Here is a 23,909-nt window from a genome sequence, read left to right as displayed (position 1 = left end):
GTTTTGCGCGAATGGCGCCCACCCCGCGGCGGCGCGGTTAGCGTCGTGCGGTTCGGCATCAACTCTTTGTTTTTTATGTGGTTTTTAAGCGCGTCCGGGGCTTGCGACCGGCTCTTCCCGGTGCATGTCGGACGGCCATGGAAAGCGAGTTATTCTACGCTTCATCGACAGATTTATCCACAGGCGCTGAGCTGTGGAAAAGATAAAAACGCTTGACAAACAGAGCTTTACGCTGTGTAATCGCGCGTTTTTCCCGGTTAGCAAGGAAACAAGAACATGAAGCGCACTTACCAGCCTTCCGTCGTCCGCCGCAAGCGCACGCACGGCTTCCTCGTCCGTTCGCGCACCCGTGGTGGCCGCGCTGTCCTCGCCGCTCGTCGCGCCAAGGGCCGTCATCGTCTCGCCGTCTGAACGGCAGGCTGAATCTGTCGGATTCGAGCTGCTGGCAGCCTACAGGCTGCATACTGGCGACGAGTTCTCGACTGTTTTCGCCTTCCGCAGGGTTGTGAGGGGCAGGGTCTTCAGCCTGCACTACCGACCCAATGCCTTGCCAAGTGCGCGAATCGGCTTCGTTGTTGCAAAGAAGCTGGCGCGCCAGGCAGTGCAGCGCAATCTGATCAAGCGGATCGCCCGAGAGGCGTTCCGCCTGCGGCGCGCGCAGCTGCCGTGCTGTGACCTCGTACTTCGACTTTCGGCATCGCCCAAGACTGCCAGCCGCGCGGAAATGCGCGCTGAGGTCGAGGCCTTGTTCGACCGATTGCCGCAAGGATGATTCGCGATGAAAGCCGTGTTGATCATCCTGCTGCGCGCCTACCGATTTTTCCTCAGTCCGTTCCTCGGACGTAACTGCCGCTTCCACCCGAGCTGTTCCGCCTACGCGATCGAAGCCCTGCAACGTTACGGTGCTATCAAGGGCACCTGGCTTGCTGCTCGTCGCGTCACGCGCTGCCATCCGTGGAACCCCGGCGGGTATGATCCGGTACCCTGAGTCGCGTCGCCGACGCCACTGTCTGATACACCTATCCGAAACGACCGAATCCGATGGACAACCGCCGCCTGATCCTTCTGGTGATCTTCAGCATGTCGCTCGTCATGCTGTGGGATGCCTGGCTAAAACATAACCAGCCTAAGCCTGTTGCCGGGCCGAGCGTGACACAGAGCGCTACGCCGACGCCGACCGCATCGGGGCAAGTCGCCGCGCCCGCAGCGGCACCAAATGGCGCGACGACTGCCGAGCGCGCCAAGGCGCCCAAGCTGACCGTGGAAACCGATACGGTGCGTGCGCAGATCTCGGCGCTGGGTGGTGATCTGGTCCGCCTTGAATTGCTCAAGCACGGTGCGAACAACGATCGCACCAAGCCGTTCGTGCTGTTCGAAGAGGGCGGCGCGCACAGCTACATCGCACAGAGTGGGCTGATCGGTGCTGGTCTGCCGAATCACAAGACCGTGTTCGCGCTGCCGAGCGCCGACAAGCTGGTGCTGAAGGATGGCGAACAGGCGCTGAGCGTTCGCCTTGAGGCGCCTGAGCAGAACGGTGTGAAGGTCGCGAAGGTGCTGACGTTCCACCGCGGCAGCCATGTCATCGACGTTGCTTACGAGATTGCGAACGGCGGCAATGCGGCTGTGGCCGGCCACTCCTACTATCAGCTGACCCGCGACACGAAGGCCGCCGAGAATACGGCGGGCTTCTTTGGCGGTGCGCAGACCTATACCGGGCCGGCTTTCTACACCGATGCTGAGAAGTACAAGAAGGTCGATTTCAAGACGATCGGCAAGGGCGAGGCGAAGTTGCCGAAGACTGCACCCGATGGTTGGGTGGCGATGGTTCAGCATTACTTTGTTTCGGCCTATGCGCCCAAGCAGGGCCAGCGCGAGTTCTTTGCCCGTCCGCTGGACGGTGATCTTGTCGCAGCTGGTCTGATCCAGCCTTTGCCCCAGATCGCAGCGGGTCAGAAGGCGACGGTGTCGGTGCCGCTCTACGCGGGTCCGCAAGAACAGCGTGAGTTGTCTGACCTGGCGCCGGGTCTCGATCTGGTTGTCGACTATGGTTGGCTGACGGTGATCGCCGCGCCGATCTTCTGGGGCCTGTCGTGGCTGCACAAGCTGGTCGGCAACTGGGGCTGGGCGATCATCCTGCTGACGGTGCTGATCAAGCTGGCGTTCTTCCCGCTGTCGGCGGCGTCCTACAAGTCCATGGCCAAGATGAAGACGGTCATGCCGCGCATGAAGCGGATCCAGGAGCAGTACAAGGATGACCGGATGAAGATGAACCAGGAGATGATGGAGCTGTACAAGAAGGAGAAGGTCAACCCGATGGGTGGCTGCTGGCCGATGCTGATTCAGATGCCAGTCTTCATCGCCTTGTACTGGGTTCTGCTGGGTGCGGTGGAGATGCGTCAGGCGCCGTGGCTTGGCTGGATCACCGATCTTTCAATCAAGGATCCGTACTTCATTCTGCCGATCATCATGGGTGTGACGAGCTTGGTGCAGATGAAGCTGTCGCCCTCGTCGCCGGATCCGGTGCAGCAGAAGGTCATGATGTTCATGCCGATCTTCTTTACGGTGATGATGGCGTGGTTCCCGTCCGGTCTGGTGCTGTACTGGGTGGTGAACAACATGCTGTCGATCGGTCAGCAGTGGTATATCACCCGGATGTTCGACAGTGGCGCGAAACCTGCGAACAGCTGAGTCAATAGCGGCGATTGCCACTGCGCCAGGGCGCGGTGGCATCGGCGTGGTGAGAGTGTCGGGCGGCCAATTGGCCGCCTTTGCACTGGCGCTTACCGGAAAGCAGCCGACACCGCGGCTTGCGCATTTCGCGAAGTTCCTCGACGCTGAAGGCCGGCCGATTGATGCCGGCCTCATGCTTTTCTTCCCCGGACCGAATTCCTATACCGGAGAGGATGTGCTCGAACTTCAGGGCCACGGTGGTCCGGTGGTAATGCGCATGTTGCTCAGTCGTTGTATCGAATTGGGCGCTCGTTTGGCGCGGCCGGGTGAATTCACCGAGCGGGCATTCCTCAACGACAAGCTGGATTTGGCGCAGGCTGAGGCGGTTGCGGATCTGATCGATGCGGATACCTCTGCGGCGGCGCGTTCTGCGCTGCGCTCGCTCGACGGTGACTTCTCTCGACGGGTGCATGACTGGCGCGACAAACTGGTCGACCTGCGGATGCTGGTTGAAGCGACGCTGGATTTCCCGGAAGAGGAGATCGACTTTCTCCGCGCAGCGCGGGCATTCGAGCGCCTCGATGTGCTGGGTGCTGACCTTGATGCGCTGTTGCTGAAAGCCAAGCAAGGCAGTCTGCTTCGCAGCGGTTTGCATGTGGTATTGGCGGGTCAGCCGAACGTTGGAAAATCGAGTTTGTTGAATCGTCTGTCGGGCGAGGATCGAGCGATCGTGACCGACGTGGCCGGTACCACGCGGGATGTGTTGCGCGAGACGATTCAGATCGAAGGCATCCCACTACATATTGTCGACACCGCTGGTTTGCGCGACGCAACCGACACGGTAGAGCGGATCGGCATCGAGCGTAGCTGGAAGGAGATTGGTCGGGCCGACGTTGTACTGCGGCTTGTGGATGCACGCGCAGGAATCGGTGCGGCCGATCACGAGATTGATGCGCGCTTGCCGGAAGGCGTTCCGGTGATCTGGGTCTTCAACAAGATCGACCTGGCGGGCAGGTCGCCGGCGCGCGTTGATGAGGAAGACGGCGTCGAGGTGTTTCTGTCGGCGGCAACGGGGGAGGGGATCGACCTGCTGCGTTCAGAGTTGCTGAGGATCGCCGGTTGGGAAGCGCACGGCGAGGAGGTGTTTCTTGCTCGCGAGCGTCATCTCGAAGCCCTGAGAGAAGGGCGTGACCGCATTGCTGCTGCGTTGGCGCGGGCGCATGAAGACGCACTCGACCTGATGGCGGAAGAGTTGCGTCTTGCGCAAGAGGCAGTCAACAGGATCACCGGAGAATTCGGTGCGGACGATCTCCTCGGAGTGATCTTCTCCCGCTTTTGTATCGGTAAATAGATTTCCCCCCGGTAAAGGTATTCGTGATGAGTGAGTTCGATCTGAAGTACTACAACGAAGAGGCCTCGAAGCTTGCACTGGAAATTGAACGCAAGCTGGTGATTCTCGGGTTGGATTGGCAAGACGATTCGACGATGCGGAAGCTCGCGCTTGAGGTGCTGGAGGTCAATCACGCGGGTCGTCAGATCGGCAGTGGTGCCGAGTTCTCGCAGGATCAGACCTACGAGGAATTGTGTGGCCTGATCGGATTGATGAACAAACTGATGGGCGAAGCCGCGGGTAAGGGCGTTTCGGTCCACGGTAACGATGCGTGGAAGGCAATCGCGCGCGCTTTGTGGGCGCAGAAGGAAGTCAGGGATACCAGCGTCTGAGTGACGCGAGCGATGTTCCACGTGGAACATCGCTACGGAGGTCTGCATGGATTGGGCGGTACTTGTTGTGGGCGCGTTCCTCGCCGGCATGGTGGACGCAGTGGTTGGCGGTGGTGGCCTGATTCAGATACCGCTCCTTCTATCCGCTTTTCCGGCGATCTCTATTCCGGTTCTGTTCGGGACGAACAAAGTATCGTCGGTGGTCGGCACCTTGAGTGCTTGTGTCCGATACGCCCGCACGATCTCGATTCCGTGGCGAATCGCGATGTGGGCAGCCACAGCTGCCTTTGTCGGATCGTGGTTTGGTGCGCAGGCTGTATCGCTCTTGCCCAAGGAGACGATGAAACCGTTGGTGCTCGGGCTTCTGGTCGTGGTCGGCGCATACACTTTCTGGCGGAAGGATTTTGGCAAGCTGGAGCGCCACGCGATGACCCCACGGTGGGTGGTTCCTGCTTCGCTCGCTGCAGGCGCCGTGATCGGCTTCTATGACGGGTTCTTCGGTCCAGGCACCGGCAGCTTCCTGATCTTCATCTTCGTTCGCTGGTTTGGTTTCGATTTCCTGAAGGCCTCTGCATCAGCGAAGGTGGTGAACGTTTCGACGAATCTTGCAGCGATCGCTTCGTTCGCGACGCACGACGGTATCCTCTGGCGCGTTGGACTCGTCATGGCTGTGGCCAATCTTGGCGGCGCCCAGGTTGGGTCTCACCTGGCGCTGAAGCACGGCAATGGTTTCATCCGCTGGCTGTTCCTGATTGTGGTCGTCGTGCTCGTTGCTAAGCTTGGATGGGAACTCACCGCGGCTCAAATCTAAGCTGATGTTCCACGTGGAACATTCATCGGTTTGCCCAGCCGCGACGACCCCGCCTAGGCATTTTCAGGCTCACGCCTTATCATTCCGCCCCTTCCCCTGAACCGGTCCCTCCGGGAGCACAACATGCTGTACCCCACTCGTTTTGATGTCATCGTTGTCGGCGGTGGTCATGCCGGCACTGAAGCTGCGCTCGCCGCTGCCCGTATGGGTTGTGCCACGCTGCTGCTCACCCACAACATCGAGACCTTGGGGCAGATGAGCTGTAACCCGTCGATCGGCGGAATTGGCAAAGGGCATCTGGTCAAGGAAGTCGACGCCCTTGGCGGTGTGATGGCGGAGGCCACCGACGAGGGTGGAATCCAGTTCCGCATCCTGAATGCCAGTAAGGGCCCGGCCGTGCGCGCAACGCGCGCTCAAGCCGACCGGATTCTCTACAAGGCGGCGATTCGACACCGGCTTGAGAATCAGCCGAATCTGACCTTGTTTCAACAGGCCGTCGACGACATCACCGTCGCCGGCGATCGCGTCACCGGCGTCATCACGCAGATCGGCCTGCGCTTTGAGGCGCCGACGGTCGTGCTGACCGCAGGCACTTTCCTGAATGGGTTGGTGCACGTCGGGCTCGAGCACTACACCGCTGGCCGCGCCGGTGATCCGGCGGCTGTCACGCTGTCACATCGCTTGCGCGATCTGAAGCTGCCGGTCGGGCGCCTCAAGACCGGCACGCCGCCCCGCATCGACGGCAAAACGATCGACTTCTCGCAGATGGAAGAACAGCCGGGCGATGATCCGGTGCCGGTGTTCAGTTTCCTTGGCAACGCGGCCCAGCATCCGAAGCAACTGCCTTGCTGGATCACGCGTACCAATGAACGCACCCACGACATCATCCGCGCCAATCTCGATCGCTCGCCGATGTACACCGGCGTGATCGAAGGGGTCGGCCCACGCTATTGCCCGTCGATCGAAGACAAGATTCATCGCTTTGCCGACAAGGATGGCCATAACGTCTTCCTTGAGCCGGAAGGTCTGACGACTCACGAGTTCTACCCGAACGGAATCTCGACTTCACTTCCCTTCGATGTGCAACTGGCCATCGTGCGCTCGATCCGCGGCATGGAGAATGCCCACATCCTGCGCCCGGGCTACGCGATCGAGTACGACTACTTCGACCCGCGCAACCTGAAGAGCAGCCTTGAGACCAAGTCCATCGCCGGCTTGTTCTTTGCTGGTCAGATCAATGGCACGACGGGTTACGAAGAGGCCGCCGCCCAAGGCCTGCTCGCAGGTGCGAATGCCGCGCTGCAGGCGCAGGGCAGGGCGAGCTGGTGCCCGGCGCGCGGCGAGGCCTACCTCGGCGTGCTGGTCGATGACCTGATCACGCGCGGCGTCTCCGAGCCGTACCGGATGTTCACCTCGCGTGCCGAATACCGCCTCAGCCTGCGTGAGGACAACGCCGACCTGCGTCTGACCGAGGCAGGCCGCGAGCTTGGCCTGGTCTCCGATGCGCGCTGGGATGCCTTCTGCCGCAAGCGTGATGCGATCGACCGTGAGACCGAACGCCTGCGCTCGACCTGGGCTGTACCGCATAAGCTCGCCGAAGGCGAAGCTGAGACGCTGCTCGGGCAGCCGCTTGAACGTGAGGCGCGTTTCTTCGACCTGCTGCGCCGCCCCGGCATCAGCTACGGCGCCCTGATGGCACTGTCGACGGCGCCGGCTGATCCGGTCACCGATCCGCAGGCCGTCGAGCAGATCGAGATCTCGGCCAAGTATCAGGGCTACATCGACCGTCAGCAGGACGAGGTTGCGCGCCAAGCGGCGCAAGAGAACACCGCCCTGCCGATCGACCTCGACTACGCACAAGTGCGGGGCCTTTCCAACGAAGTGCGGCAGAAGCTTGCCGCGCACAAACCGGAAACGATCGGTCAGGCGAGCCGCATCCAGGGGGTAACCCCGGCAGCCATCTCGCTGCTGCTGATCCATTTGAAGAAATCCAGCCAGATCCGCGACGCTGCCGCATGACGCCCAATCAACTGCTCGACAAGGGCCTCGCCGAGCTTGGCCTCGACCTGCCCGCCGATACCCGCGAACGCCTGCTCGCCTATGCCGCGCTGATCGCGAAGTGGAACAAGGTCTATAACCTCACCGCGATCCGCAACGCGGACGAGATCATCACGCTGCACCTGCTCGACTCGCTCACCGTGCTGCCGCATGTGACCGTCGATCGCATCGCCGATATCGGCGCAGGTGCGGGCCTGCCGGGCATCGTACTGGCGATCGTCAGGCCGGACCTCGAAGTGCACACCGTCGATACGGTGCAGAAGAAAGTCACCTTCATGCGCCAGGCAAAGATCGATCTCGGGCTGAAGAACCTCGAATCGCATCACGTCCGCGTCGAGCAGTGGCAGCCCGCGAAACCCTTTCCGGCAGTGATCTCGCGTGCCTTTTCCGACATGGCCGACTTCGTCCGGCTGACGGATCACCTTGTTGCTGACGGCGGACACTGGCTGGCCATGAAGGGCGTGTATCCTCATGAAGAACTCGCACAGCTGCCCGCTGGTGTGCGAATGAAAGAAGCAATCGCCCTTCGGCTGCCCGGCGCAGCCGATATCCACCGACACTTGATCGTTCTCGAGCGCAACTGATGGCCCGCATCTTCGCAGTCGCCAACCAGAAGGGTGGGGTCGGCAAGACCACCACTACCGTCAACCTTTCGGCCGCCCTCGCGGCGCACGGCCAGCGCGTGCTGCTGGTGGACCTCGACCCGCAGGGCAACGCCACGATGGGCTCGGGGGTCGACAAGCGCAGTCTGGCTGCTTCGGTCTACCACCTGCTGGTCGGTCTGAAGACCTTGCCGGAAGTACGTGCGAAATCCGAGGCCGGCGGCTACGACGTACTGCCGAGCAACCGCGACCTCGCGGGCGCTGAAGTCGAGATGGTCGACCTCGACAACCGCGAGAACCGCCTGCGCGACGCTTTGCGCGCGGTGGATGACGAATACGACTTCGTGCTGGTGGATTGCCCGCCATCCTTGTCGATGCTCACCCTCAACGGCTTGTGCGCGGCGCACGGCGTGATCATCCCGATGCAGTGCGAGTACTACGCGCTGGAAGGCCTGTCGGACCTCGTGAACACCATCAAGCAGGTCCATGCCAAGCTCAATCGTGACCTGAAGATCATCGGCCTGCTGCGCGTGATGTTCGACCCGCGCAGCACCTTGTCGCAGCAGGTTTCGGCACAGCTCGAATCCCACTTTGGTGACAAGGTCTTCAAGGCCGTGATCCCGCGCAATGTGCGGCTCGCCGAAGCGCCCAGCCATGGCTTGCCGGGCGTGGTGTTCGACAAGGCCGCCAAGGGCTCGCAGGCCTACCTCGCATTTGCCGCGGAAATGATCGAACGGATCAAATCGATCTAGTCCGACGATGGCTGCCGCATTCGATCCGCGCTCGGTTCCCGAGGCGCTGCGCGATGCGCGTGATGCGCTCGCCGCCCAGGCTGAAGATGCCGGGCTCAATGCCACCCATGTGCGCGAGCAGGCACTGGTCGACGGTTGGCTGGTGCGTTTCGCCAACAGCCGGGCAAAACGGGCACGCTGCGTGAACGCGATCGGCGACGGCCGCATGCCGATTGACGAACGCATCGAACGCGCTGCTGCCCTGCTGGCGGCTGCGGGTTTGCCGCTGACCTTCCGCATCACGCCGTTTTCGCAGCCACAGGGGCTAGACGCCGCGCTCGCCGAACGGGGCTTCGTGGCCTTTGAGGAATCCCGCGTCATGTACCGTACGCTCGAGGTTGGCACAGCCCCGGCAAGCGCCTTGCCCCTGCATGAAGTCGGGCCGCGCGAATTTGCCGACAAGGCCGGGCGCCTCTACGGTGACGCACCGGAGCGCATCGCGGTGGATGTTGAACGCGCTGTATCGTTTGCGGGCACCGGCATTCGTTTGCTGATGGGTGAACGGGACGCGCCGGTTGCGGCAGGCTGCGTGCTTCTCGATGGCAGCATGGCGGGCCTCTATGGCGTGCATACGCAGGCTGAGATGCGCGGCAGGGGGTATGCCGCCACGCTCATCGAAATGCTGCTCCAGCGGGCGCAAAACGCCGGCGCGCGGTATGCATGCCTTCAGGTGGGCGCCGGCAACGCCGTGGCGCGTGCCCTGTATCAACGACTCGGCTTTTCCGATTGCTACGCGTACTGGTATCGGGCGCGCGAGATCGAATAGCCGGCCGCAACACCGAACACCGGGCGCTGCTGCACTCTGCGCGGCGACGCCCTTGAATTTGCACACCAGGAATCAGAAACATGGTCAAGAAACCCAAGGGCCTCGGCCGCGGGCTGGAAGCCTTGCTCGGCGCCGACACTTCGGCCGACAACAAGGGCCGCCTCGACACGCTGGCGATCGACGAGCTGCAGCCGGGCAAATACCAGCCACGCACCCGCATGGATGCCGGCAGCCTGGAAGAACTCGCTGCGTCGATCCGCGCGCAGGGCGTGATGTCGCCGATCCTGGTGCGCCCGATCGGTGGTGGCCGCCACGAGATCATCGCTGGCGAACGCCGCTGGCGTGCCGCGCGGATTGCCGAGCTGGCCGAAGTGCCGGTGCTGATCCGCGAGATCCCGGACGAAGCCGCGCTGGCGATGTCGCTGATAGAGAACATCCAGCGCGAGAACCTCAACCCGCTTGAAGAAGCGCAGGGCATCCAGCGCCTGATCGACGAATTCGGCATGACGCACCAGCAGGCGGCCGATGCCGTCGGGCGTTCGCGTCCGGCGACGTCGAACCTGCTGCGGCTGCTGGCGCTGCCGGAACCGGTGCGCGAGCTGCTGATGCTGGGCGATATTGAAATGGGCCATGCGCGCGCACTGCTGGCGCTGGATCCGGCTCAGCAGATCCTGCTTGCGAATCAGGTCGTCGCACGCCGCCTGTCGGTGCGCGAAACCGAGAAGGCGGTGCAGAACGCGCTGAAGCCGGAAGCCGAAAAGCTGCCGAAGGTCGTCAATCGCGACGTCGCCCGGCTTGAGGAAGACCTAGCGGACAAACTCGGCGCCACGGTGAAGATCGCGGCCAACAAAAAGGGCGCCGGCAAGCTGGTGATCGAGTTTGGCAGCCTCGACCAGCTCGATGGCATCCTTGGCCGGATCGGTTGATCCGGGTTGTGCCCCAAGCAAGCCGCCTTCGGGCGGCTTTTCTATTTTTTGGACTTTTTACATCTCGCGCTCAAGTCGATACCGGAAAAACCCGTCAACTGCCTGACGGGGCAAGCTGCACCAGGAGACGGAGCGTGTGATGAAGCAACTGCAGTTGCTGGCCGACCATGTGAAGATCGGCGTACCACTGCCGTGGAATGTCCGCGATGCAGGTGGCAACCTTCTGCTCAGTCGCGGCTACACCATCCAGAGCGAAGCGCAGCTGCACTCCCTGCTGGCGCGAGGCATGTTCGTCGATGAAGACGAATTCCGCCGCCAGCGGCAAGCCTCCGAGAAGCCCAAGGCGCAGGCCTTCGATCCGATCTGGCTGTGGTCCGATCTGCAGGTGAAGCTGTCGCTGCTGCTGCGCGACAACGTCAAGGATCCGGACTTTCTCGACAAGCTTCAGCAGCTGTCGATGCTGCTCCAGCTGCTCACCGAACGAGACGCCGACGTCGGTGTCTTCGTCATGATGCAGGCGGATGCGACCAAGTATGCGGTGGCGCATTCGCTGCATACCGCGGTGATCTGCGAGCTGATTGCACGCAAGACCGAGGCGTCCGACGATGAGCGGCGCACGCTGATCAACGCCGCGCTGACGATGAACCTTGGCATGCTCGAACTGCAGGCGGTGCTTGCGGCGCAAAGCACGCCGCCCACCGATCGCCAACGCGCCGAAATCCAGGCTCACCCGGCGCGCAGCGTGGCGATCCTGCAGCAGGCAGGCCTGCGCGACACCGATTGGCTGCGTGCAGTCGCCGAACACCATGAGACGCCGGACGGCAAGGGCTATCCGCGTGGCGTCACGAATATCTCGCCGCTGGCCGAGCTGATTCGCCACGCCGATATTTTCGGCGCCAAGATCAGCCCGCGCGCCGGCCGCAGCGCCTTGCCGCCGAATCGCGCTGCACGCGAGAGCTTCCTCTCGATGGGAGGGCAGGAGAACCCGCTCGCGGCTATGCTGGTGAAGGAGATCGGCATCTTTCCGCCGGGGGCGTTCGTCCGTCTCGCCAATGGCGAGGTGGCAGTGGTGTTGCGTCGCGGTAAGCTGGCCACCACACCAACCGTCTACAGCGTCAGCAACAGCAACGGCGTGCCGTATGTCGAGCCGGTGCGGCGCGATACGTCGCGCAAGGACTTTGCGATTGATTCGATCGTGCCGCGCCAGAGCGTGATGGTGCGGATCAACCCGTCGCGCCTGTTCGGCTACGAGGTGCATTGAGCCGCGGTGCCACGGCCATCCACGGGAATAGCGGCCCCTTCGAGCCAGGAGGTGTTGGATGAAGTTCTGGTCGATCCTGTTTGCCCTCATCACCTGGGCGCCGGCCTTGGTTGCCGACGACACGATTCCCGTCTTTGGCGACGACAACTATCCGCCGGTGATCTGGGCCGACAAGGGAGAGCCGCGCGGCGAGCTGCCGCGAATCCTGAAGCTCCTTGAGCCGGCCATGGGCGTGCGCTTCCGGCTGGAGCTCTCGCCTTGGCGCCGCGCCTACGAGAGCGCCGCTGCCGGTCGCGGCGGCCTGATCGGTGTGTCATTGACCAGCGAACGGCAGAAGCTGTTCGACTTCTCCGATCCGGTATACGGCGACAACATCAATATCGTCGTGCTCCGCGGCAAGGAATTCAGCTACCACGAGCTGGGCGACCTGAAAGGCAAGCGTCTAGGGGGCCAGCTTGGCGCAAGCTATGGCGAGGTGTTCGACCATGCCCTGCAGCAGGGCGAGGTGGCCGTCGAGCGGGATACCAGCCAGGTACAGCGCCTGCGTAAACTGCTCGCCGGTCGGCTCGATGCGGCCTTGATCGGCAATGGTCAGGCGGGCATCGACGCCACCATCGCGGCCGACCCTGAATTGCAGCGCAACCGCGATCGCTTCGTCGCACTCGATCGGCCGTTGACGGTGGATCAGCTCTACCTCGCGTTCCCCAAGAGCATGGGGGCCACTGCCATGCTTCAACAGTTCAACGCTGCACTGCGCACGATCCGGCCGCTTGCGAAGCGCTGACTAGGCGGGGGCGGCTGGCCAGCAGACGCGCACGCGCAGCCCGCCTTCTGCGCGGTTTTCCAGCACCACGGTTGCCGCATGTCGCTCGGCAATGCTTTTCACGATGGCGAGCCCGAGCCCGGTGCCCGGCTGTTCGGCGCCAGCGAGTCGGAAGAAGCGCTCGAACACGCGCTGGTGTGCGTCTTCGGGAATGCCTGGCCCGCTGTCTTCCACACGCAGTTCCACCGCGCCGGTTGCGGTCCTGTGCACCGATACGTCCACCTGCCCGCCGGCCGGGGTGTAGCGCACCGCGTTGTCGATCAGGTTGTTGAGCAGCATGCGCAATTCGGCGTCGCTGCCCTCGACCGACACCGCATCGCAATCGCCAAGGCCAAGGTCGATGCCGCGCGCCTCGGCAAGCGGGGATTGCGCAATCACGCCCTCGCGGGCGATCAATTCAAGGGCTACCGGGGCGCGCCCGGGGCCGTTGTCCGGGTCCAGTCGCGCCAGCGCGAGCAGTTGTTCGACGAGGTGGGCCGCGCGCAGGCAGCTCGCTTCGATGTTCGCGATCGCACTATCGCGGTCCGCTGCGGTGTCGGCGCGCTGCGCCAGTTGCGCATACAGGCGGATCGCGGTGACCGGCGTACGCAGTTCATGTGCCGCATCGGCGATGAAGCGGCGTTGGCCCTCGAGCAGCCCTTCCACGCGTCCAAGCAGCCCATTCAGCGTGCCGACCAGCGGCACGAGTTCGCGCGGCGCATCGTCCACCGGCACCGGCGTCAGCGAACTCGGGTCACGCGCCGACAAGGCGGCGCGCAGCGAGGATAGCGGTGCCAGCGCGCGATTGACGCGTATCCCGAGCAATACCGTGAGCAGGGTCGCGAGCCCGGCCAGCACCGTCAGCATCGGCAGCGAGATCCGCATGAACAGTTCGCGTCGCGCGCCCGCCTCACGCGCGACAAGGATGGTCTGACCGCCGTAAGTGCGCGCGAACCCGTGCCAGGAACGGTCGTCGTACAGGAAATCGAATTCGCCCAGCTTCTTCGGCTTCGGCAACGCCGGGTCGTGGCTCGCGTAGGCCAGCCGCCCGTTGGCGTTCCAGACCTGGCTGAGGAAGTCGCCCGGTTGCTCGTCGTCGTCGGTGTCGGGTTCCACGCCGTGGCGCGCGACTGCGTCGGCGATCTGTGCGAGCTCCAGGTTACGCAGCGTCTCGAACGAACGCACCGCCAGCGTATAGGCGGCCAGCACCGCGACGCATCCGAGCAGCAGCATCGCGCCCAGCTGCCAGCCGAGCACCGTGGCACGGATCGAGCGCGGAGCGCTCACGCGACCACCTTGTAGCCCACGCCGCGCACATTGCGGATGCGATCGGCGCCAAGCTTGCGACGCAGGTTGTGCAGATGCACTTCAAGGGCATTGGAGGAGGGTTCCTCGCCCCAGCCGAAGAGCTTTTCCTCCAGCTTCTCGCGCGATAGCACCGCGCCCGGCTTTTCGAGCAGGATTTCGAGCAGCGACAGCTCGCGTGCCGACAACGTGACCGGTTCGCCATCGAGCTTGACGGTGCGTGCCTCGGTGTCGAACGCGATCGCGCCGCAGGTGATCACGCGCTGCGTGCGGCCGCTGTTTCGCCGAATCAGCGCGCGCAGGCGGGCGACCAGTTCGTCCAGGTCGAAGGGTTTGGTCAGGTAATCGTCGGCGCCGGCGTTGAGGCCGGCAACGCGGTCCGACACCGCGTCGCGCGCCGTGACCACGATCACCGGTAGCCGGTTGTCCTGCTGGCGCAGATGCGACAGCAGCGACATGCCATCGATCTTCGGCAGCCCCAGATCCAGCACCGCGGCGCTGTATTCGTTGGCTTCGATCGCCAACTCGGCGGCGCGCCCGTCGCGCACCCAGTCGACGGTGAATCCAGCTGCAAGCAAACCCAGCCGGCTTGCATCGCCGACCATCGGATCATCTTCCACCAGCAACACGCGCATCCAGCTCGTCCCTTCCGGTTTTCGTGGCGGCGATTATCGTTCAGGCGCCGCCAAAAAAAACGGGCTCCGGCAAGTTGCCGGAGCCCAACTCTCCCCCTCCGCCGCTAGGGCGGCCGGATGGGTTACTGCTTGGCCGGCGCAGCCTTGCTGGCTTCGTCGGTGGTCGTCGGGGCAGCTTTGGTCTTTTTCTTGGTGCTCTTCTTCTTTGCCGGGGCGGCGGGTTTGCTTGCTTCGGCGGCCGGCTTTTCCGCCGGGGCCGGGGCAGCGTCAGCGGCGAATACACCCGCGGCAAAGCTCATCGCAAACAGGGCAGCCAACAGCTTCTTCATGTTCATGGTTCCGATTTCCGTTTCAATTCAAGGGGTTTTCCGCGGCTCGCGGAGCTCGTCCAGCGCGAGCCGGGTGCTGGTCTGTTGATCCGATTACTTGGCCGGGGCCGCTTCGGTCTTTTCGGCGGCGGGCTTCTCAGTCTTCTTGTGACTGGTCTTCTTCTTCGTCGCCTTGGCCGGCTTGGCGGCTTCAGCAGCCGGCTTCTCGGCCGGCGCAGGTGCGGCGTCGGCGGCGAACACACCGGCAGCAAAGGTCATCGCAAACAAGGCAGCAAGCAGCTTCTTCATGGTCATCACTCCTGATCGGTTGGGTTCGTTGGTGTTCAACGCGCTTGCATCTTGCAGGCGCGAGACTTAACACCGACTGAAGCCGACTTAAGCGAGACTTAAGACTGCCACCGCGCGGCCGAGCGCGAGATCGAGCCGGGCGAGGCCGGCGGCATCGGGCGGCAGGCCGAAGCGCAGGCTTTCCGGGTAGTCGAAGCGCCGCACCAGCACACCCTGATGTGCCAGCGTGTGGGCGATTTCCGCCGCATGCTCGGTGCGTACCCACTGGAACAGCGCATTGCAGCCGGTGGGCGGCAGGCCGTGGCGCGCGAGCAGGGCGCGCAGCGCTTCGGCCTGTTGCGGCAAGCGCTGGCGTTGGGTTGCCTGCCATGTGTGGTCGCCCAGCGCGAGCATTGCCACAGCCCGCGCCGGCCCGCTGACGGCCCAGGGGCCCAGCAGATGTGCCAGCCGGCCGCGCAGGGCCGCGTCGGCGAAGACAAAGCCGACACGGGCGCCCGCCAGCCCGAAGAACTTGCCCAGCGAGCGCAGCACAATCAGCCCGCGCATGCCGGCATGGGTGACCAGGCTTTCCGCCGGCGTGGCGTCGATGAAAGCTTCATCGACCACCAGCCAGCCGCCGCGCGCTGCCAGCTGGCGGTGCCAGGCAAGCAGCTGGCCGATCGGGTAGCGCTCACCGGTGGGGTTGTTCGGATTGACCAGCACCAGTGCGTCGAGCGCCGGCAGCAGGCTGTCGATCGTGCCCGGCTCGACGTCCTCAACATGGTGCCCGGCGCGCAGCCAAGCAGCGGCGTGCTCCGCGTAACTCGGCCCGACCACGCCGACGGCACCGTGCGGCCGCAGCCAGGGCAGCGCCTGCAAGGCGGCCTGCGAGCCCGCCACCGGCAGCAGCATCTCGCTGCCGTAGTACTGCGCGGCTGCGATTTCGAGCCCATCGTCCTCTTCCGGTAGGCGCTGCCAGCAGCTCAACGGCAGCGGCGGCACCGGCCAGGCGACCGGATTCACGCCGGTCGATAGGTCCAGCCATTGGTCGAGCGCAATGCCATAGCGGCGCGAGGCTTCGCGCAAGCGTCCGCCGTGCGGGCTCGCCAGCTCAGGTGCCGATGCGGGTCGCAATGAGGCCTCCCAGTGTGATTGCCGCGAGCCACAGCAGCAGCGCGCGGCGCGTCAGGCGCAACGCCGCGTCGATGTCAGCCGGCGTGGCATCGCGGCCACGGCCCAGCGTCGGGCGTTGCTCCAGCTTTCCGTGATACACCGCCGGGCCGCCGAGCGCCAGCCCCAATGCACCGGCGCCAGCTGCCATGACCGGCCCGGCGTTCGGGCTGTCGTGTCGGGCCGCCTGGGTGTGCCAGCAATGCAGTGCGTTCGCGCAGCTTCCGGCGAGCGCATAGCTCAGCGCGGTGAGCCGCGCCGGGATCAGGTTGAGCAGGTCGTCCAGCCGCGCCGCGGCCCAGCCAAAGTGCAGCAGGCGCGGCGTGCGGTAGCCCCACATCGCATCCAGCGTGTTGGCCAGGCGGAACAGCAGCGCCCCCGGCGCCCCCGCGACGACGAACCAGAACAGCGCACCGAAAACCGCGTCGTTGCCGTTCTCGAGCACCGATTCGCAGGTCGCGGCGGCGACACCGGATTCGCTGAGCGCGGTGGTGTCGCGGCTGACGATCATCGACAAGGCCTGCCGCGCTGCCGGCAGCTCGCCGCGCAGCAAAGGTTCGGCGACGGCGCGGGCGTGCTCGGCGAGGCTGCGTGCGCCGAGCGCGAAGTACAGCACCAGCGCGCCGAAAAGCGTATCGGCCGGGGCAGGCAGGGCCAGCGCGCACAGCGCCACCGGCGGCAGCACCAGCGCGGCCCAGCAGAGCAGACCGGTCACGCGCCCAAGGCGATTGCCGTGCCGGTTGCAGCGCGCTTCAAGTGCCTGCGCCAGCCGGCCGAAGCCGACCAGCGGATGCCAGCGCCGCGGCTCGCCAAGCAGTGCGTCGAGCGCCAGCGCCAGCACCACGCTGGCCAGGGTGCTCATTGCGCGCGCCCTTGCTGCGCCTGGCTCATGTGCGCTGCCCGCGCGGCGCGGTGTGCGCCAGCATCGCAAAGCAGGCGTGCACACCGGTCGCCATGACGATCCAGAAAGCCGCGTTGCCCAGGTCGCCCGGCAGGTAGGTCGCCAGCCGTTCCGCGAACACCGCAAGCGTTGGTTCGGCGAAGCGGCCGGAGAAGAAGTAGAAGCTGCCGCTCGAAATCAGTTCGCAGATCACGACCCCGCCGAGCGCGCACACCGCCAGCCAGGGCAGGGTACGCACGGTGTCGCTGTGGCGCGCGGCGTACAGCCGGCCGGCACCCCACAGTGCCGCGTAGGCCGGGATCAGTGCCACATAGGCGGCACTGACGCAGAACTCGCTGACGCCTTGCCAGGCAATCGCGACGTAGTCGAGCGAGAAGGCCAGGCCGAGCAGGGCAGGCAGCGCCCAGCGCGGGCGCAGATAGGCGCCGGCGAGGAAGAACACGGCCCAGGATGCGCCCGGCAGGTGCGCGAGCGAGGCAAGGTGATGGCCACGGCTGGCGGTCATCAGCAGAACGAGTGCGGTGGCGATGGCCAGTTGCGGACGGCGGGCGGGTGCGAGCATCGAATAACCCTTTCGGAGCGGACCGGGGCCACGGCAGGCCGGCACGGTCGCGTAGCAACACCCCGAGGCAGCGCAACGCCCGCGCCACATCGGGAACGAACGGGCTGGCCGGAGGGAAGCTCGCGCAAGGGGATGCACCTCACGCGGCATCGCCCACCCGCAATGCCCGCTGTCAGCATCAGGCCGGTCTCCGGGCTTGCGAGCGTGCCGGCTGGCACCGACGCAGCGCCTTCCCGTGTTGCCACAGTGGCGTCTTGCCGCGTCTTCACTCGCTTACCGTTGCGGGGGCAGCGCCGGAATGGCCCGAAGGCGCACCGGCTTCCCGTTTCACCCCTCCGGCGAACGCCATCGGGGCACCTGCTGCTGTAAGGGCTGAGTGTACCCGCACGGCGTGGCGGGGGCGAGCGCGGCGCGTGTGATCGGATCGGCACCGAAATCGATCGACTTGGCACGCACGGCGCCCTGCTCAGTGCCGATACTGATGACACCGAAACCCTGCAAGGAAGCCTGCCATGCAACTCAGATCCCTCGCCCTGATTGCCACCCTTATCGCGATGCCGGCCAGCGCGGCCGATTTCACGCTCAAGAGCGATGCGCTCGCGAGCGGCAAGCTGGCGCCCGCGCAATACGCCAATGCCTTCGGCTGCAGCGGCGGGAATGTCTCGCCCGATCTGCGCTGGGACAACGCGCCTGCCGGCACCAGGAGTTTTGCGGTGACGGTGTACGACCCCGATGCGCCGACCGGCTCCGGCTGGTGGCACTGGGTGGTCGCGAACTTGCCGGCCGACACAAGCGCCTTGTCGGCCGGCGCCGGCAGCGCAGCGGGCAAGCTGCCGGCGGCCGCGATGCAGCTCAACACCGACACCGGCCAGCCCGGCTTCCTCGGCGCCTGCCCGCCGGTGGGCGAAACGCACCGCTACATCGTCACCGTGCATGCGCTGAACGTTGACCGCTTCGACCTGCCCGCGCACGCCACGCCGGCGATGCTCGGCTTCATGATGCGCAGCGTGACGCTCGGCCGCGCGTCGCTGACGGCAACCGGTGCGCGCTGAGCGGCCCGGATCGGCGACACTGGCGGGCATCACCGCCCGCCACGCAATCCATGAGCCCCGAGATACATACCCGCCCCGGCGTCGGCAGCACCGCGCGCATCGTGCAGCGCCAGGCGCTGCGCTTTGCGCGGGTGTTCATCGACACGCCGATCCTGATCTTCATCACGCACGGCGAGAAAGCGCTCAGCTGGGCCGGTGGCGACTGCGTGTTGCACGCTGGTGAGGCGCTGGCGATTGCCGGCGGGCAGCATTTCGATGTGACCAACCGCGTTGGCCCGGATGGCCGCTACGAGGCTTTCTGGCTGGTGTGGGAACCGGCGCTGCTCGCCGCACACGTTTGCGACGCGCCGCCGATTCGCGATGTGCTGGCGATCCATCCGCAGGGCGATGCGTTTGCCAACGCCTGCCTGCATGCGCGCGACGCGATCGCACAGCCCGACGTGGTGCCTGAAGGTGTTGCGCGCCATCGCATGGCCGAGTTGCTGGTGTGGCTCGCGCATCACGGCGGCCGTTTTGCCGAGGCACCGCCGCCGTCCTTCGTGCGGCGGGTGCGCGGCCTGCTCGACGCCGAGCCGGGCCGCGCGTGGAATACCGACCAGATCGCTGCTGCGATGGCGATCAGCGAAGCCACCTTGCGCCGCCGCCTGGCGGCCGAGGGCACCGCGCTGAGCGAACTGCTGGTCGATGTGCGGATGACGCGTGCAATGCAGCTGCTGCAATCCACCGCGATGCCAGTCACGCGCATCGCCGAGGCGGTCGGTTACGAGTCCGCGTCCCGCTTCGCGTTACGTTTCCGCAGTCGTTTCGGCTTTGCGCCCACAGCGATCCGCGGCCACCGCCGCGGAGTGGCCGAGCCGGCGTGAACTAGGGTTGTTGCGGGCTTGACCAGCCCGCACCCGCGGCACCACCATCGGCGACTCATCAGAACCCGTCGGAGAGCCCTACATGGACCGCAGCGCGCCGCAGATCACCTCCTTCCACCCGCCTCGTCGCGTGCTGATGGGCCCCGGCCCGAGCGATGTGCCGGCGCGTGTGCTGCAGGCGATGGCGCTGCCCACGGTGGGCCACCTCGACCCAGCCTTCAGCGGCATGATGGAAGAGCTCAAGACCCTGCTGCGCTGGGCCTTCCAGACCAAGAACGAACTGACTTTCCCGGTCTCCGCGCCCGGTTCGGTCGGCATGGAAACCTGCTTCGTGAACCTGGTCGAACCGGGCGATACCGTGATCGTGTGCGTCAACGGCGTGTTCGGCGGCCGCCAGGCCGAGAACGTGCGCCGCTGCGGTGGCACGCCGGTGATCGTGGAAGACGAGTGGGGCGCGCCGGTCGACCCGGACAAGGTGCGCAAGGCCTTTCAGGCACATCCGCAGGCGCGCATCCTCGCCTTCGTACATGCCGAAACCTCGACCGGCGCACTGTCGGACGCCGCCACGCTGGCGCAGATCGCACGCGAACACGATGCGCTGACGATCATGGATTGCGTCACCTCGCTCGGCGGCGTGCCGGTGCTGCTCGACGAATGGGGCATCGACGCGGCGTACTCGGGCAGCCAGAAGTGTCTTTCGAGCACGCCAGGCCTCTCGCCGGTGAGCTTTGGCGAGCGCGCGGTGGCCAAGCTCAAGGCGCGCAAGCACCCGGTGCAGAGCTGGTTCCAGGATCTGAACCTGGTGCTTGGTTACTGGTCCGGCGCCGGCAAGCGCACCTACCACCACACCGCGCCGGTCAACCCGCTCTACGGCCTGCACGAATCGCTGGTGATGCTGGCCGAAGAGGGGTTGGAAGCCTCCTGGGCGCGCCACCGCGCGATGCACGAGATGCTGCGCGACAAGCTCGAAGCGATGGGCATCGACTTCGTCGTGCGCCCCGACGCGCGCCTGCCGCAACTCAACGCAGTGCGCATTCCGGCCAAGGCGGACGACGCCGCGGTGCGCGCGGCGCTGCTCAACGACTACGGGCTGGAGATCGGCGCAGGCCTTGGCGCGCTGGCGGGCAAGGTGTGGCGCATCGGCGTGATGGGTTACGGCGCGCGGGTCGAGAACATCCGCCTGTGCACTGCCGCGCTGCGTGAGGTGCTGGGCCGCTGAGCGGCGTCACCGGCGATCCGGGCCGCGCCGCTGGGCGTTTGCCCGCTGCGGCCGGCGCATCGAGAAACCAATATGGACAACCCTTACCTCGGTGTTACGCCGAAACGATTGCTGTGGTCGCTGATCGCCGTTGCGGTGGCGATCGGCCTCGTTACCGCGCCGCTGTCGTGCAGCAACGGGCGCATCGAGAAGGCCAACGTCGTGCTTCAGTGCAAGAACGCCACGCACTTCGACCCCAAGCAGCGCACCGCGCTTGAATCGACGAAGGCGTTCGTCGCCTGCGTCGACGCGAAATCGGACGAGGCGGGGCGGCGAAGCTTTGCCGAGCGCCGCAAGCTGTTCGATGCGCTACCCAACACGCCCTGCGAGTACGTCGGCATCTGGGCGGCGACTCGCGGCAAAGAGCACTACCGCGTGGTGTTGGACGAAGACGGCAGCTTCCATGCCGACGCATACCGCGACACCGCTCGCCCACGCACCGCGATGTCCGGCTCCTGGGGAATCGCCGGCCAGCAGATCGTGTGGATGTACGACACCGGCCTGACCTGGCCGCCCGATGTAAATGCGATCACGCCGCTCGGCAAGGATGCCTTCGAGCTGAAGGAAGTCGATGGCAGCACGACCCGCTACGACCTGCTCGATCGCTCAGTGTTCGAGCGGTGCGGGTCGAATTCCTGAGGCCGTTTGCGTTAGTTTGTCAGCCGGATCGGCAATGTAACGAGGAAGGCGCTGGCGCCAGTCCCCGCTTCAAGGCATTGCGCATCACCGCCGTGGTGCCGGGCGATCTTGCGCACCAAGGCCAGTCCAAGCCCGCTGCCGCGCGTCGATACCGCACCGGCGGGGCGGTAGAAGGGTTCGAAGACGCGCTCACGGTCGCTTGAAGGCACGCCGCTGCCCGCGTCGGAGACGCGGATCACCGCCTCGCTCGGGGTGGTGTGCAATCTGACGGTGGTCGGGGCTTGCCCATGTTTCTGTGCATTGTCGAGCAGGTTGCGGATCAACCGCCGCAGCAGGCGGCCGTCACCGGCGATTACCACGGCTTCGCCCTCCAGCGTGGTGTCCGGGTACTGCGCACACTCTTCGGCGAGCAGCGCCAGCAGATCGATCGCTTCGGTGGTGGCGGGCGTCGCGATGGCGTCGAGGCGGCTCGACAGCAGGATCTCGTCGATCAGGGCGTCGAGCTCGGCGATATCGCGTTCCAGCCCCGCTTTACGTCGCGGCTCGGCCGCGTCTTTCATCAACTCGACCGCCATGCGGATACGCGCCAACGGTGTGCGCAGCTCATGCGATGCGTGGGCGAGCAGCGAGCGTTGCGCGCCGACCAGCGACTCGATACGCGCGGCTGCATCGTTGAAGCGCTCGGCCAAGCGTGCCACTTCGTCGTGCCCCTCCACCGCCACGCGCGCGCCGAGATTGCCGGTGCCCAGCGCGGTGACGCCGGCCTCCAGGCGTTCCAGTCGTCGCGTGATGCGGCGCACGATCGGGTAGGCCGCCAGCGCAACGAGCAGCGCCAGGGCCACCAGCGCCAGCAGCAAAACATGCGCCGGGTGGCCGAAACCGATCGGCACGCTGGCCAGCAGCCAGCGCCCGTCCGGCAGTCGGATGACCCAGGCGGGTGAAGGACCGCCGTGTTCTGAGGCGTGACGCAGGCGTAGCGGCATGCCGATCGTTGCGATCGGAGTTCCATCCGCGCGCAGCAGGCTGACATTGGCCGAGAGGCCGGATACCAGCCGGGTGACGGCCGCCTGTTGTTCGGCGCGCGGCGCATCGGCCGGTGGCAGTGCGTTCTGCACAACCCGCGCGAGTGCTTCGGACGCTTGCGAAACCGGCCCGCCGGCGCGATGCATGACGAGCGTTCCGGCCAGGGCGAACAGCACGAGGCAGACGAGCAGCGTGAGGTAGAAGCGCAGGTAGAGGCGCGACATCTCAGGCCTGCGCCTTCGCGAACAGGTAGCCGGCGCCACGTACGGTGATGATGCGGCGCGGCTGCTTGGGGTCGTCTTCGATTGCCGCACGGATGCGCGACATGTGCACATCGATCGAGCGGTCGAAGGCTTCGAGTGTTTCGCCCTTGGCGTGATCCATCAGTGCCTCGCGCGACATCACGCGGCCGGCGTTCTCCGCCAGGGTTCGCAGCAAGGCGAACTGGTAGCTGGTGAGGTTGCACGCGTGCCCGTCGAGCCGCGCGGTATGCGCGGCGCGGTCGATCTCGAGCCGTCCGAAGTGCAGTGCCTGTTCGGCGCCGAGCGGCCCGCGGCTGCGTCGCAGGATCGCGCGCAGCCGCACCAGCAGCTCGCGCGGCTCGAATGGCTTGGGCAGGTAGTCGTCCGCGCCAAGCTCGAAGCCGACGATGCGGTCAATTGCATCGCCGCGGGCGGTCAGCATCAACACTGGCAGATCCGACCGAGCGCGCAGTTGGCGGCAGACGTCGAGGCCATCCATGTCGGGCAGCATCAGGTCGAGCACGAGGGCATCGAAATCCGTCCGCGCGAGCTGTTGCAGCGCGCCAGCGCCGGTGGCCGCATGCGTGACCACGAAGCCCGCACTGCCGAGGTACTCGGTAAGCATCTCGGCAAGCGGGGCGTCGTCTTCAACGAGCAGCAGGTGTGCGGCCATATTGGCTATGACTCTAGCACCCGATGTGCGGCGAGCGCCGGGGGCCTTCAGCCGCGGCCGAGGTGGTGATGTTCCGCGATGTGCTCGGCGAGCTGCTTGCGCTGGGTGGGCGTCAGCACGTCGCTGACATCGGCGATCAGCTGTGTGAGGCGCCGTGAGGCCTGGTCCATCGCCTGCATCTGGCCTGCACGGAAGCGCTCCAGCGCGGCGCGGTCGGGTGCTTCGGCAAGCAGGTTGAGCGCATCGGCGTGGCTGGCGTGAAAGCGATCGTGCAGCGGCATCAGTTCGGTTGCAGCCTGCTTCACCAGCGGTTCGATGCGCGCGCGCTGTGCGTCGGTGGCGTCGATCTCTGCATAGAAGTGCTTGAGCATGTGCTCGATGTGCCGGTTCATCTCGTCCGGGCTGTGCTGTGTCGAGGACGCATGGCCGTGCATGCCGTCGGCGAGGCCGTGCCCGGCCGCGATCGCGCCGACACCCAGGGCGACGGCAATGCCGCCAAGGAAGGCAGCGATGGTTTTACGCGCCGGCAGGATACGGCGTGCGGTGCGGAAGAATTCGGTGGCAGGCATGGTGAGACCTTT

At 65.4% G+C, this 23,909-nt stretch carries 28 protein-coding genes and 1 riboswitch; of the genes, 18 read left to right on the top strand and 10 right to left on the bottom strand.

Annotated features, from left to right (window positions below; genetic code table 11):
* Positions 1 to 276 precede the first annotated feature (276 nt).
* The 14 genes from rpmH to JY500_RS21860 all read left to right on the top strand — a co-directional run bounded on the left by rpmH (position 277) and on the right by JY500_RS21860 (position 12,391).
* Positions 277 to 411: a 50S ribosomal protein L34 gene (rpmH, locus tag JY500_RS21925; RefSeq protein ID WP_114403167.1), complete on the top strand. Its 135-nt coding sequence runs from the start codon at positions 277 to 279 to the stop codon at positions 409 to 411.
* Positions 353 to 772 (top strand): ribonuclease P protein component, encoded by a 420-nt coding sequence (gene rnpA / locus JY500_RS21920; RefSeq protein ID WP_246479723.1) that lies wholly within the window; start codon positions 353 to 355, stop codon positions 770 to 772. Before rpmH ends, rnpA begins: the two co-directional genes overlap by 59 nt.
* Before the next feature lie 6 nt (positions 773 to 778).
* Entirely contained in the window at positions 779 to 988 is a 210-nt protein-coding gene (gene yidD / locus JY500_RS21915; protein WP_172202126.1) for a membrane protein insertion efficiency factor YidD, read from the top strand.
* A gap of 53 nt (positions 989 to 1,041) precedes the next feature.
* A complete protein-coding gene (gene yidC, locus JY500_RS21910) occupies positions 1,042 to 2,688 on the top strand; it encodes a membrane protein insertase YidC (RefSeq protein WP_206254622.1) in 1,647 nt (548 codons plus the stop codon).
* Entirely contained in the window at positions 2,663 to 4,021 is a 1,359-nt protein-coding gene (gene mnmE / locus JY500_RS21905; RefSeq protein WP_206254621.1) for a tRNA uridine-5-carboxymethylaminomethyl(34) synthesis GTPase MnmE, read from the top strand. The genes yidC and mnmE overlap by 26 nt, the downstream gene beginning before the upstream one ends.
* A 26-nt stretch (positions 4,022 to 4,047) precedes the next feature.
* Complete coding sequence (locus JY500_RS21900) at positions 4,048 to 4,392, top strand: hypothetical protein (protein ID WP_172202132.1); 345 nt, start codon at positions 4,048 to 4,050, stop codon at positions 4,390 to 4,392.
* A 46-nt stretch (positions 4,393 to 4,438) separates the two neighbouring features.
* A complete protein-coding gene (locus tag JY500_RS21895; protein WP_206254620.1) occupies positions 4,439 to 5,203 on the top strand; it encodes a sulfite exporter TauE/SafE family protein in 765 nt (254 codons plus the stop codon).
* 123 nt (positions 5,204 to 5,326) lie between these two features.
* On the top strand, positions 5,327 to 7,222 hold the full coding sequence (gene mnmG / locus JY500_RS21890) for a tRNA uridine-5-carboxymethylaminomethyl(34) synthesis enzyme MnmG (protein WP_206254619.1): 1,896 nt from the start codon (positions 5,327 to 5,329) through the stop codon (positions 7,220 to 7,222).
* Entirely contained in the window at positions 7,219 to 7,845 is a 627-nt protein-coding gene (gene rsmG, locus JY500_RS21885) for a 16S rRNA (guanine(527)-N(7))-methyltransferase RsmG (RefSeq protein ID WP_206254618.1), read from the top strand. Before mnmG ends, rsmG begins: the two co-directional genes overlap by 4 nt.
* Positions 7,845 to 8,615, top strand: a complete 771-nt coding sequence (locus tag JY500_RS21880; RefSeq protein ID WP_172202140.1) for a ParA family protein — start codon at positions 7,845 to 7,847, stop codon at positions 8,613 to 8,615. Before rsmG ends, JY500_RS21880 begins: the two co-directional genes overlap by 1 nt.
* 7 nt (positions 8,616 to 8,622) lie before the next feature.
* Complete coding sequence (locus JY500_RS21875; RefSeq protein WP_206254617.1) at positions 8,623 to 9,420, top strand: GNAT family N-acetyltransferase; 798 nt, start codon at positions 8,623 to 8,625, stop codon at positions 9,418 to 9,420.
* Positions 9,421 to 9,500: 80 nt separating this feature from the next.
* Positions 9,501 to 10,346, top strand: coding sequence for a ParB/RepB/Spo0J family partition protein (locus JY500_RS21870; RefSeq protein WP_172202144.1), 846 nt, complete (start codon positions 9,501 to 9,503; stop codon positions 10,344 to 10,346).
* Positions 10,347 to 10,485: 139 nt separating this feature from the next.
* On the top strand, positions 10,486 to 11,607 hold the full coding sequence (locus JY500_RS21865) for an HD-GYP domain-containing protein (protein ID WP_172202146.1): 1,122 nt from the start codon (positions 10,486 to 10,488) through the stop codon (positions 11,605 to 11,607).
* A gap of 58 nt (positions 11,608 to 11,665) precedes the next feature.
* Entirely contained in the window at positions 11,666 to 12,391 is a 726-nt protein-coding gene (locus JY500_RS21860; protein WP_206254616.1) for a substrate-binding periplasmic protein, read from the top strand.
* Here JY500_RS21860 and JY500_RS21855 read toward each other — a convergent pair whose 3' ends face one another.
* From JY500_RS21855 to JY500_RS21825, 7 genes are all read right to left on the bottom strand, one after another.
* Positions 12,392 to 13,696, bottom strand: a complete 1,305-nt coding sequence (locus tag JY500_RS21855; protein ID WP_206254615.1) for an ATP-binding protein — start codon at positions 13,694 to 13,696, stop codon at positions 12,392 to 12,394.
* Positions 13,693 to 14,349, bottom strand: coding sequence for a response regulator (locus tag JY500_RS21850; protein WP_172202152.1), 657 nt, complete (start codon positions 14,347 to 14,349; stop codon positions 13,693 to 13,695). Before JY500_RS21850 ends, JY500_RS21855 begins: the two co-directional genes overlap by 4 nt.
* A 122-nt stretch (positions 14,350 to 14,471) precedes the next feature.
* On the bottom strand, positions 14,472 to 14,684 hold the full coding sequence (locus tag JY500_RS21845; protein WP_206254614.1) for a hypothetical protein: 213 nt from the start codon (positions 14,682 to 14,684) through the stop codon (positions 14,472 to 14,474).
* Between the two features lie 87 nt (positions 14,685 to 14,771).
* Positions 14,772 to 14,966, bottom strand: a complete 195-nt coding sequence (locus tag JY500_RS21840; RefSeq protein WP_172202154.1) for a hypothetical protein — start codon at positions 14,964 to 14,966, stop codon at positions 14,772 to 14,774.
* Between the two features lie 87 nt (positions 14,967 to 15,053).
* Complete coding sequence (gene cobD / locus JY500_RS21835) at positions 15,054 to 16,079, bottom strand: threonine-phosphate decarboxylase CobD (RefSeq protein ID WP_246479722.1); 1,026 nt, start codon at positions 16,077 to 16,079, stop codon at positions 15,054 to 15,056.
* The gene (cbiB, locus tag JY500_RS21830) at positions 16,057 to 16,977 is read right to left on the bottom strand and encodes an adenosylcobinamide-phosphate synthase CbiB (RefSeq protein WP_206254612.1); all 921 of its coding nucleotides are present in this window, start codon (positions 16,975 to 16,977) and stop codon (positions 16,057 to 16,059) included. Before cbiB ends, cobD begins: the two co-directional genes overlap by 23 nt.
* Positions 16,978 to 17,002: 25 nt before the next feature.
* Positions 17,003 to 17,578, bottom strand: a complete 576-nt coding sequence (locus JY500_RS21825) for a hypothetical protein (RefSeq protein WP_206254611.1) — start codon at positions 17,576 to 17,578, stop codon at positions 17,003 to 17,005.
* 164 nt (positions 17,579 to 17,742) lie between these two features.
* Positions 17,743 to 17,954, bottom strand: a riboswitch (cobalamin riboswitch).
* A 136-nt stretch (positions 17,955 to 18,090) separates the two neighbouring features.
* Here JY500_RS21825 and JY500_RS21820 point away from each other — a divergent pair.
* The 4 genes from JY500_RS21820 (at position 18,091) to JY500_RS21805 (ending at position 21,390) form a co-directional block, all read left to right on the top strand.
* Complete coding sequence (locus JY500_RS21820) at positions 18,091 to 18,630, top strand: YbhB/YbcL family Raf kinase inhibitor-like protein (RefSeq protein ID WP_206254610.1); 540 nt, start codon at positions 18,091 to 18,093, stop codon at positions 18,628 to 18,630.
* 50 nt (positions 18,631 to 18,680) lie between these two features.
* Positions 18,681 to 19,493 (top strand): helix-turn-helix transcriptional regulator, encoded by an 813-nt coding sequence (locus JY500_RS21815; protein WP_206254609.1) that lies wholly within the window; start codon positions 18,681 to 18,683, stop codon positions 19,491 to 19,493.
* Positions 19,494 to 19,575: 82 nt separating this feature from the next.
* Positions 19,576 to 20,712: a pyridoxal-phosphate-dependent aminotransferase family protein gene (locus tag JY500_RS21810; protein WP_206254608.1), complete on the top strand. Its 1,137-nt coding sequence runs from the start codon at positions 19,576 to 19,578 to the stop codon at positions 20,710 to 20,712.
* 72 nt (positions 20,713 to 20,784) lie between these two features.
* Entirely contained in the window at positions 20,785 to 21,390 is a 606-nt protein-coding gene (locus tag JY500_RS21805; RefSeq protein WP_206254607.1) for a hypothetical protein, read from the top strand.
* An 11-nt stretch (positions 21,391 to 21,401) separates the two neighbouring features.
* On the opposite strand, the gene JY500_RS21800 is transcribed toward JY500_RS21805, so the two are convergent.
* The 3 genes from JY500_RS21800 to JY500_RS21790 are packed head-to-tail and all read right to left on the bottom strand — an operon-like array spanning position 21,402 to position 23,897.
* Positions 21,402 to 22,637, bottom strand: a complete 1,236-nt coding sequence (locus JY500_RS21800) for an ATP-binding protein (protein WP_206254606.1) — start codon at positions 22,635 to 22,637, stop codon at positions 21,402 to 21,404.
* A 1-nt stretch (position 22,638) separates the two neighbouring features.
* Positions 22,639 to 23,328: a response regulator gene (locus JY500_RS21795; RefSeq protein ID WP_172202172.1), complete on the bottom strand. Its 690-nt coding sequence runs from the start codon at positions 23,326 to 23,328 to the stop codon at positions 22,639 to 22,641.
* Between the two features lie 47 nt (positions 23,329 to 23,375).
* Positions 23,376 to 23,897 (bottom strand): Spy/CpxP family protein refolding chaperone, encoded by a 522-nt coding sequence (locus tag JY500_RS21790; protein WP_206254605.1) that lies wholly within the window; start codon positions 23,895 to 23,897, stop codon positions 23,376 to 23,378.
* Between the last annotated feature and the right edge of the window lie 12 nt (positions 23,898 to 23,909).

It is taken from the genome of Niveibacterium microcysteis (assembly GCF_017161445.1).
GTDB lineage: Bacteria > Pseudomonadota > Gammaproteobacteria > Burkholderiales > Rhodocyclaceae > Niveibacterium > Niveibacterium microcysteis.
Note: the sequence above shows the minus strand (reverse complement) of the source record. Positions and strands in the feature narration are given on the sequence as shown.

Coding starts and splice junctions, on each gene's coding strand:
- rpmH (WP_114403167.1), top strand. CDS start 277: ATGAAGCGCACTTACCAGCCTTCCGTCGTCCGCCGCAAGCGCACGCAC.
- yidD (WP_172202126.1), top strand. CDS start 779: ATGAAAGCCGTGTTGATCATCCTGCTGCGCGCCTACCGATTTTTCCTC.
- yidC (WP_206254622.1), top strand. CDS start 1,042: ATGGACAACCGCCGCCTGATCCTTCTGGTGATCTTCAGCATGTCGCTC.
- JY500_RS21900 (WP_172202132.1), top strand. CDS start 4,048: ATGAGTGAGTTCGATCTGAAGTACTACAACGAAGAGGCCTCGAAGCTT.
- JY500_RS21895 (WP_206254620.1), top strand. CDS start 4,439: ATGGATTGGGCGGTACTTGTTGTGGGCGCGTTCCTCGCCGGCATGGTG.
- mnmG (WP_206254619.1), top strand. CDS start 5,327: ATGCTGTACCCCACTCGTTTTGATGTCATCGTTGTCGGCGGTGGTCAT.
- rsmG (WP_206254618.1), top strand. CDS start 7,219: ATGACGCCCAATCAACTGCTCGACAAGGGCCTCGCCGAGCTTGGCCTC.
- JY500_RS21880 (WP_172202140.1), top strand. CDS start 7,845: ATGGCCCGCATCTTCGCAGTCGCCAACCAGAAGGGTGGGGTCGGCAAG.
- JY500_RS21875 (WP_206254617.1), top strand. CDS start 8,623: ATGGCTGCCGCATTCGATCCGCGCTCGGTTCCCGAGGCGCTGCGCGAT.
- JY500_RS21870 (WP_172202144.1), top strand. CDS start 9,501: ATGGTCAAGAAACCCAAGGGCCTCGGCCGCGGGCTGGAAGCCTTGCTC.
- JY500_RS21865 (WP_172202146.1), top strand. CDS start 10,486: ATGAAGCAACTGCAGTTGCTGGCCGACCATGTGAAGATCGGCGTACCA.
- JY500_RS21860 (WP_206254616.1), top strand. CDS start 11,666: ATGAAGTTCTGGTCGATCCTGTTTGCCCTCATCACCTGGGCGCCGGCC.
- JY500_RS21850 (WP_172202152.1), bottom strand. CDS start 14,349: ATGCGCGTGTTGCTGGTGGAAGATGATCCGATGGTCGGCGATGCAAGC.
- JY500_RS21845 (WP_206254614.1), bottom strand. CDS start 14,684: ATGAACATGAAGAAGCTGTTGGCTGCCCTGTTTGCGATGAGCTTTGCC.
- JY500_RS21840 (WP_172202154.1), bottom strand. CDS start 14,966: ATGAAGAAGCTGCTTGCTGCCTTGTTTGCGATGACCTTTGCTGCCGGT.
- cbiB (WP_206254612.1), bottom strand. CDS start 16,977: ATGAGCACCCTGGCCAGCGTGGTGCTGGCGCTGGCGCTCGACGCACTG.
- JY500_RS21825 (WP_206254611.1), bottom strand. CDS start 17,578: ATGCTCGCACCCGCCCGCCGTCCGCAACTGGCCATCGCCACCGCACTC.
- JY500_RS21820 (WP_206254610.1), top strand. CDS start 18,091: ATGCAACTCAGATCCCTCGCCCTGATTGCCACCCTTATCGCGATGCCG.
- JY500_RS21815 (WP_206254609.1), top strand. CDS start 18,681: ATGAGCCCCGAGATACATACCCGCCCCGGCGTCGGCAGCACCGCGCGC.
- JY500_RS21810 (WP_206254608.1), top strand. CDS start 19,576: ATGGACCGCAGCGCGCCGCAGATCACCTCCTTCCACCCGCCTCGTCGC.
- JY500_RS21805 (WP_206254607.1), top strand. CDS start 20,785: ATGGACAACCCTTACCTCGGTGTTACGCCGAAACGATTGCTGTGGTCG.
- JY500_RS21800 (WP_206254606.1), bottom strand. CDS start 22,637: ATGTCGCGCCTCTACCTGCGCTTCTACCTCACGCTGCTCGTCTGCCTC.
- JY500_RS21795 (WP_172202172.1), bottom strand. CDS start 23,328: ATGGCCGCACACCTGCTGCTCGTTGAAGACGACGCCCCGCTTGCCGAG.
- JY500_RS21790 (WP_206254605.1), bottom strand. CDS start 23,897: ATGCCTGCCACCGAATTCTTCCGCACCGCACGCCGTATCCTGCCGGCG.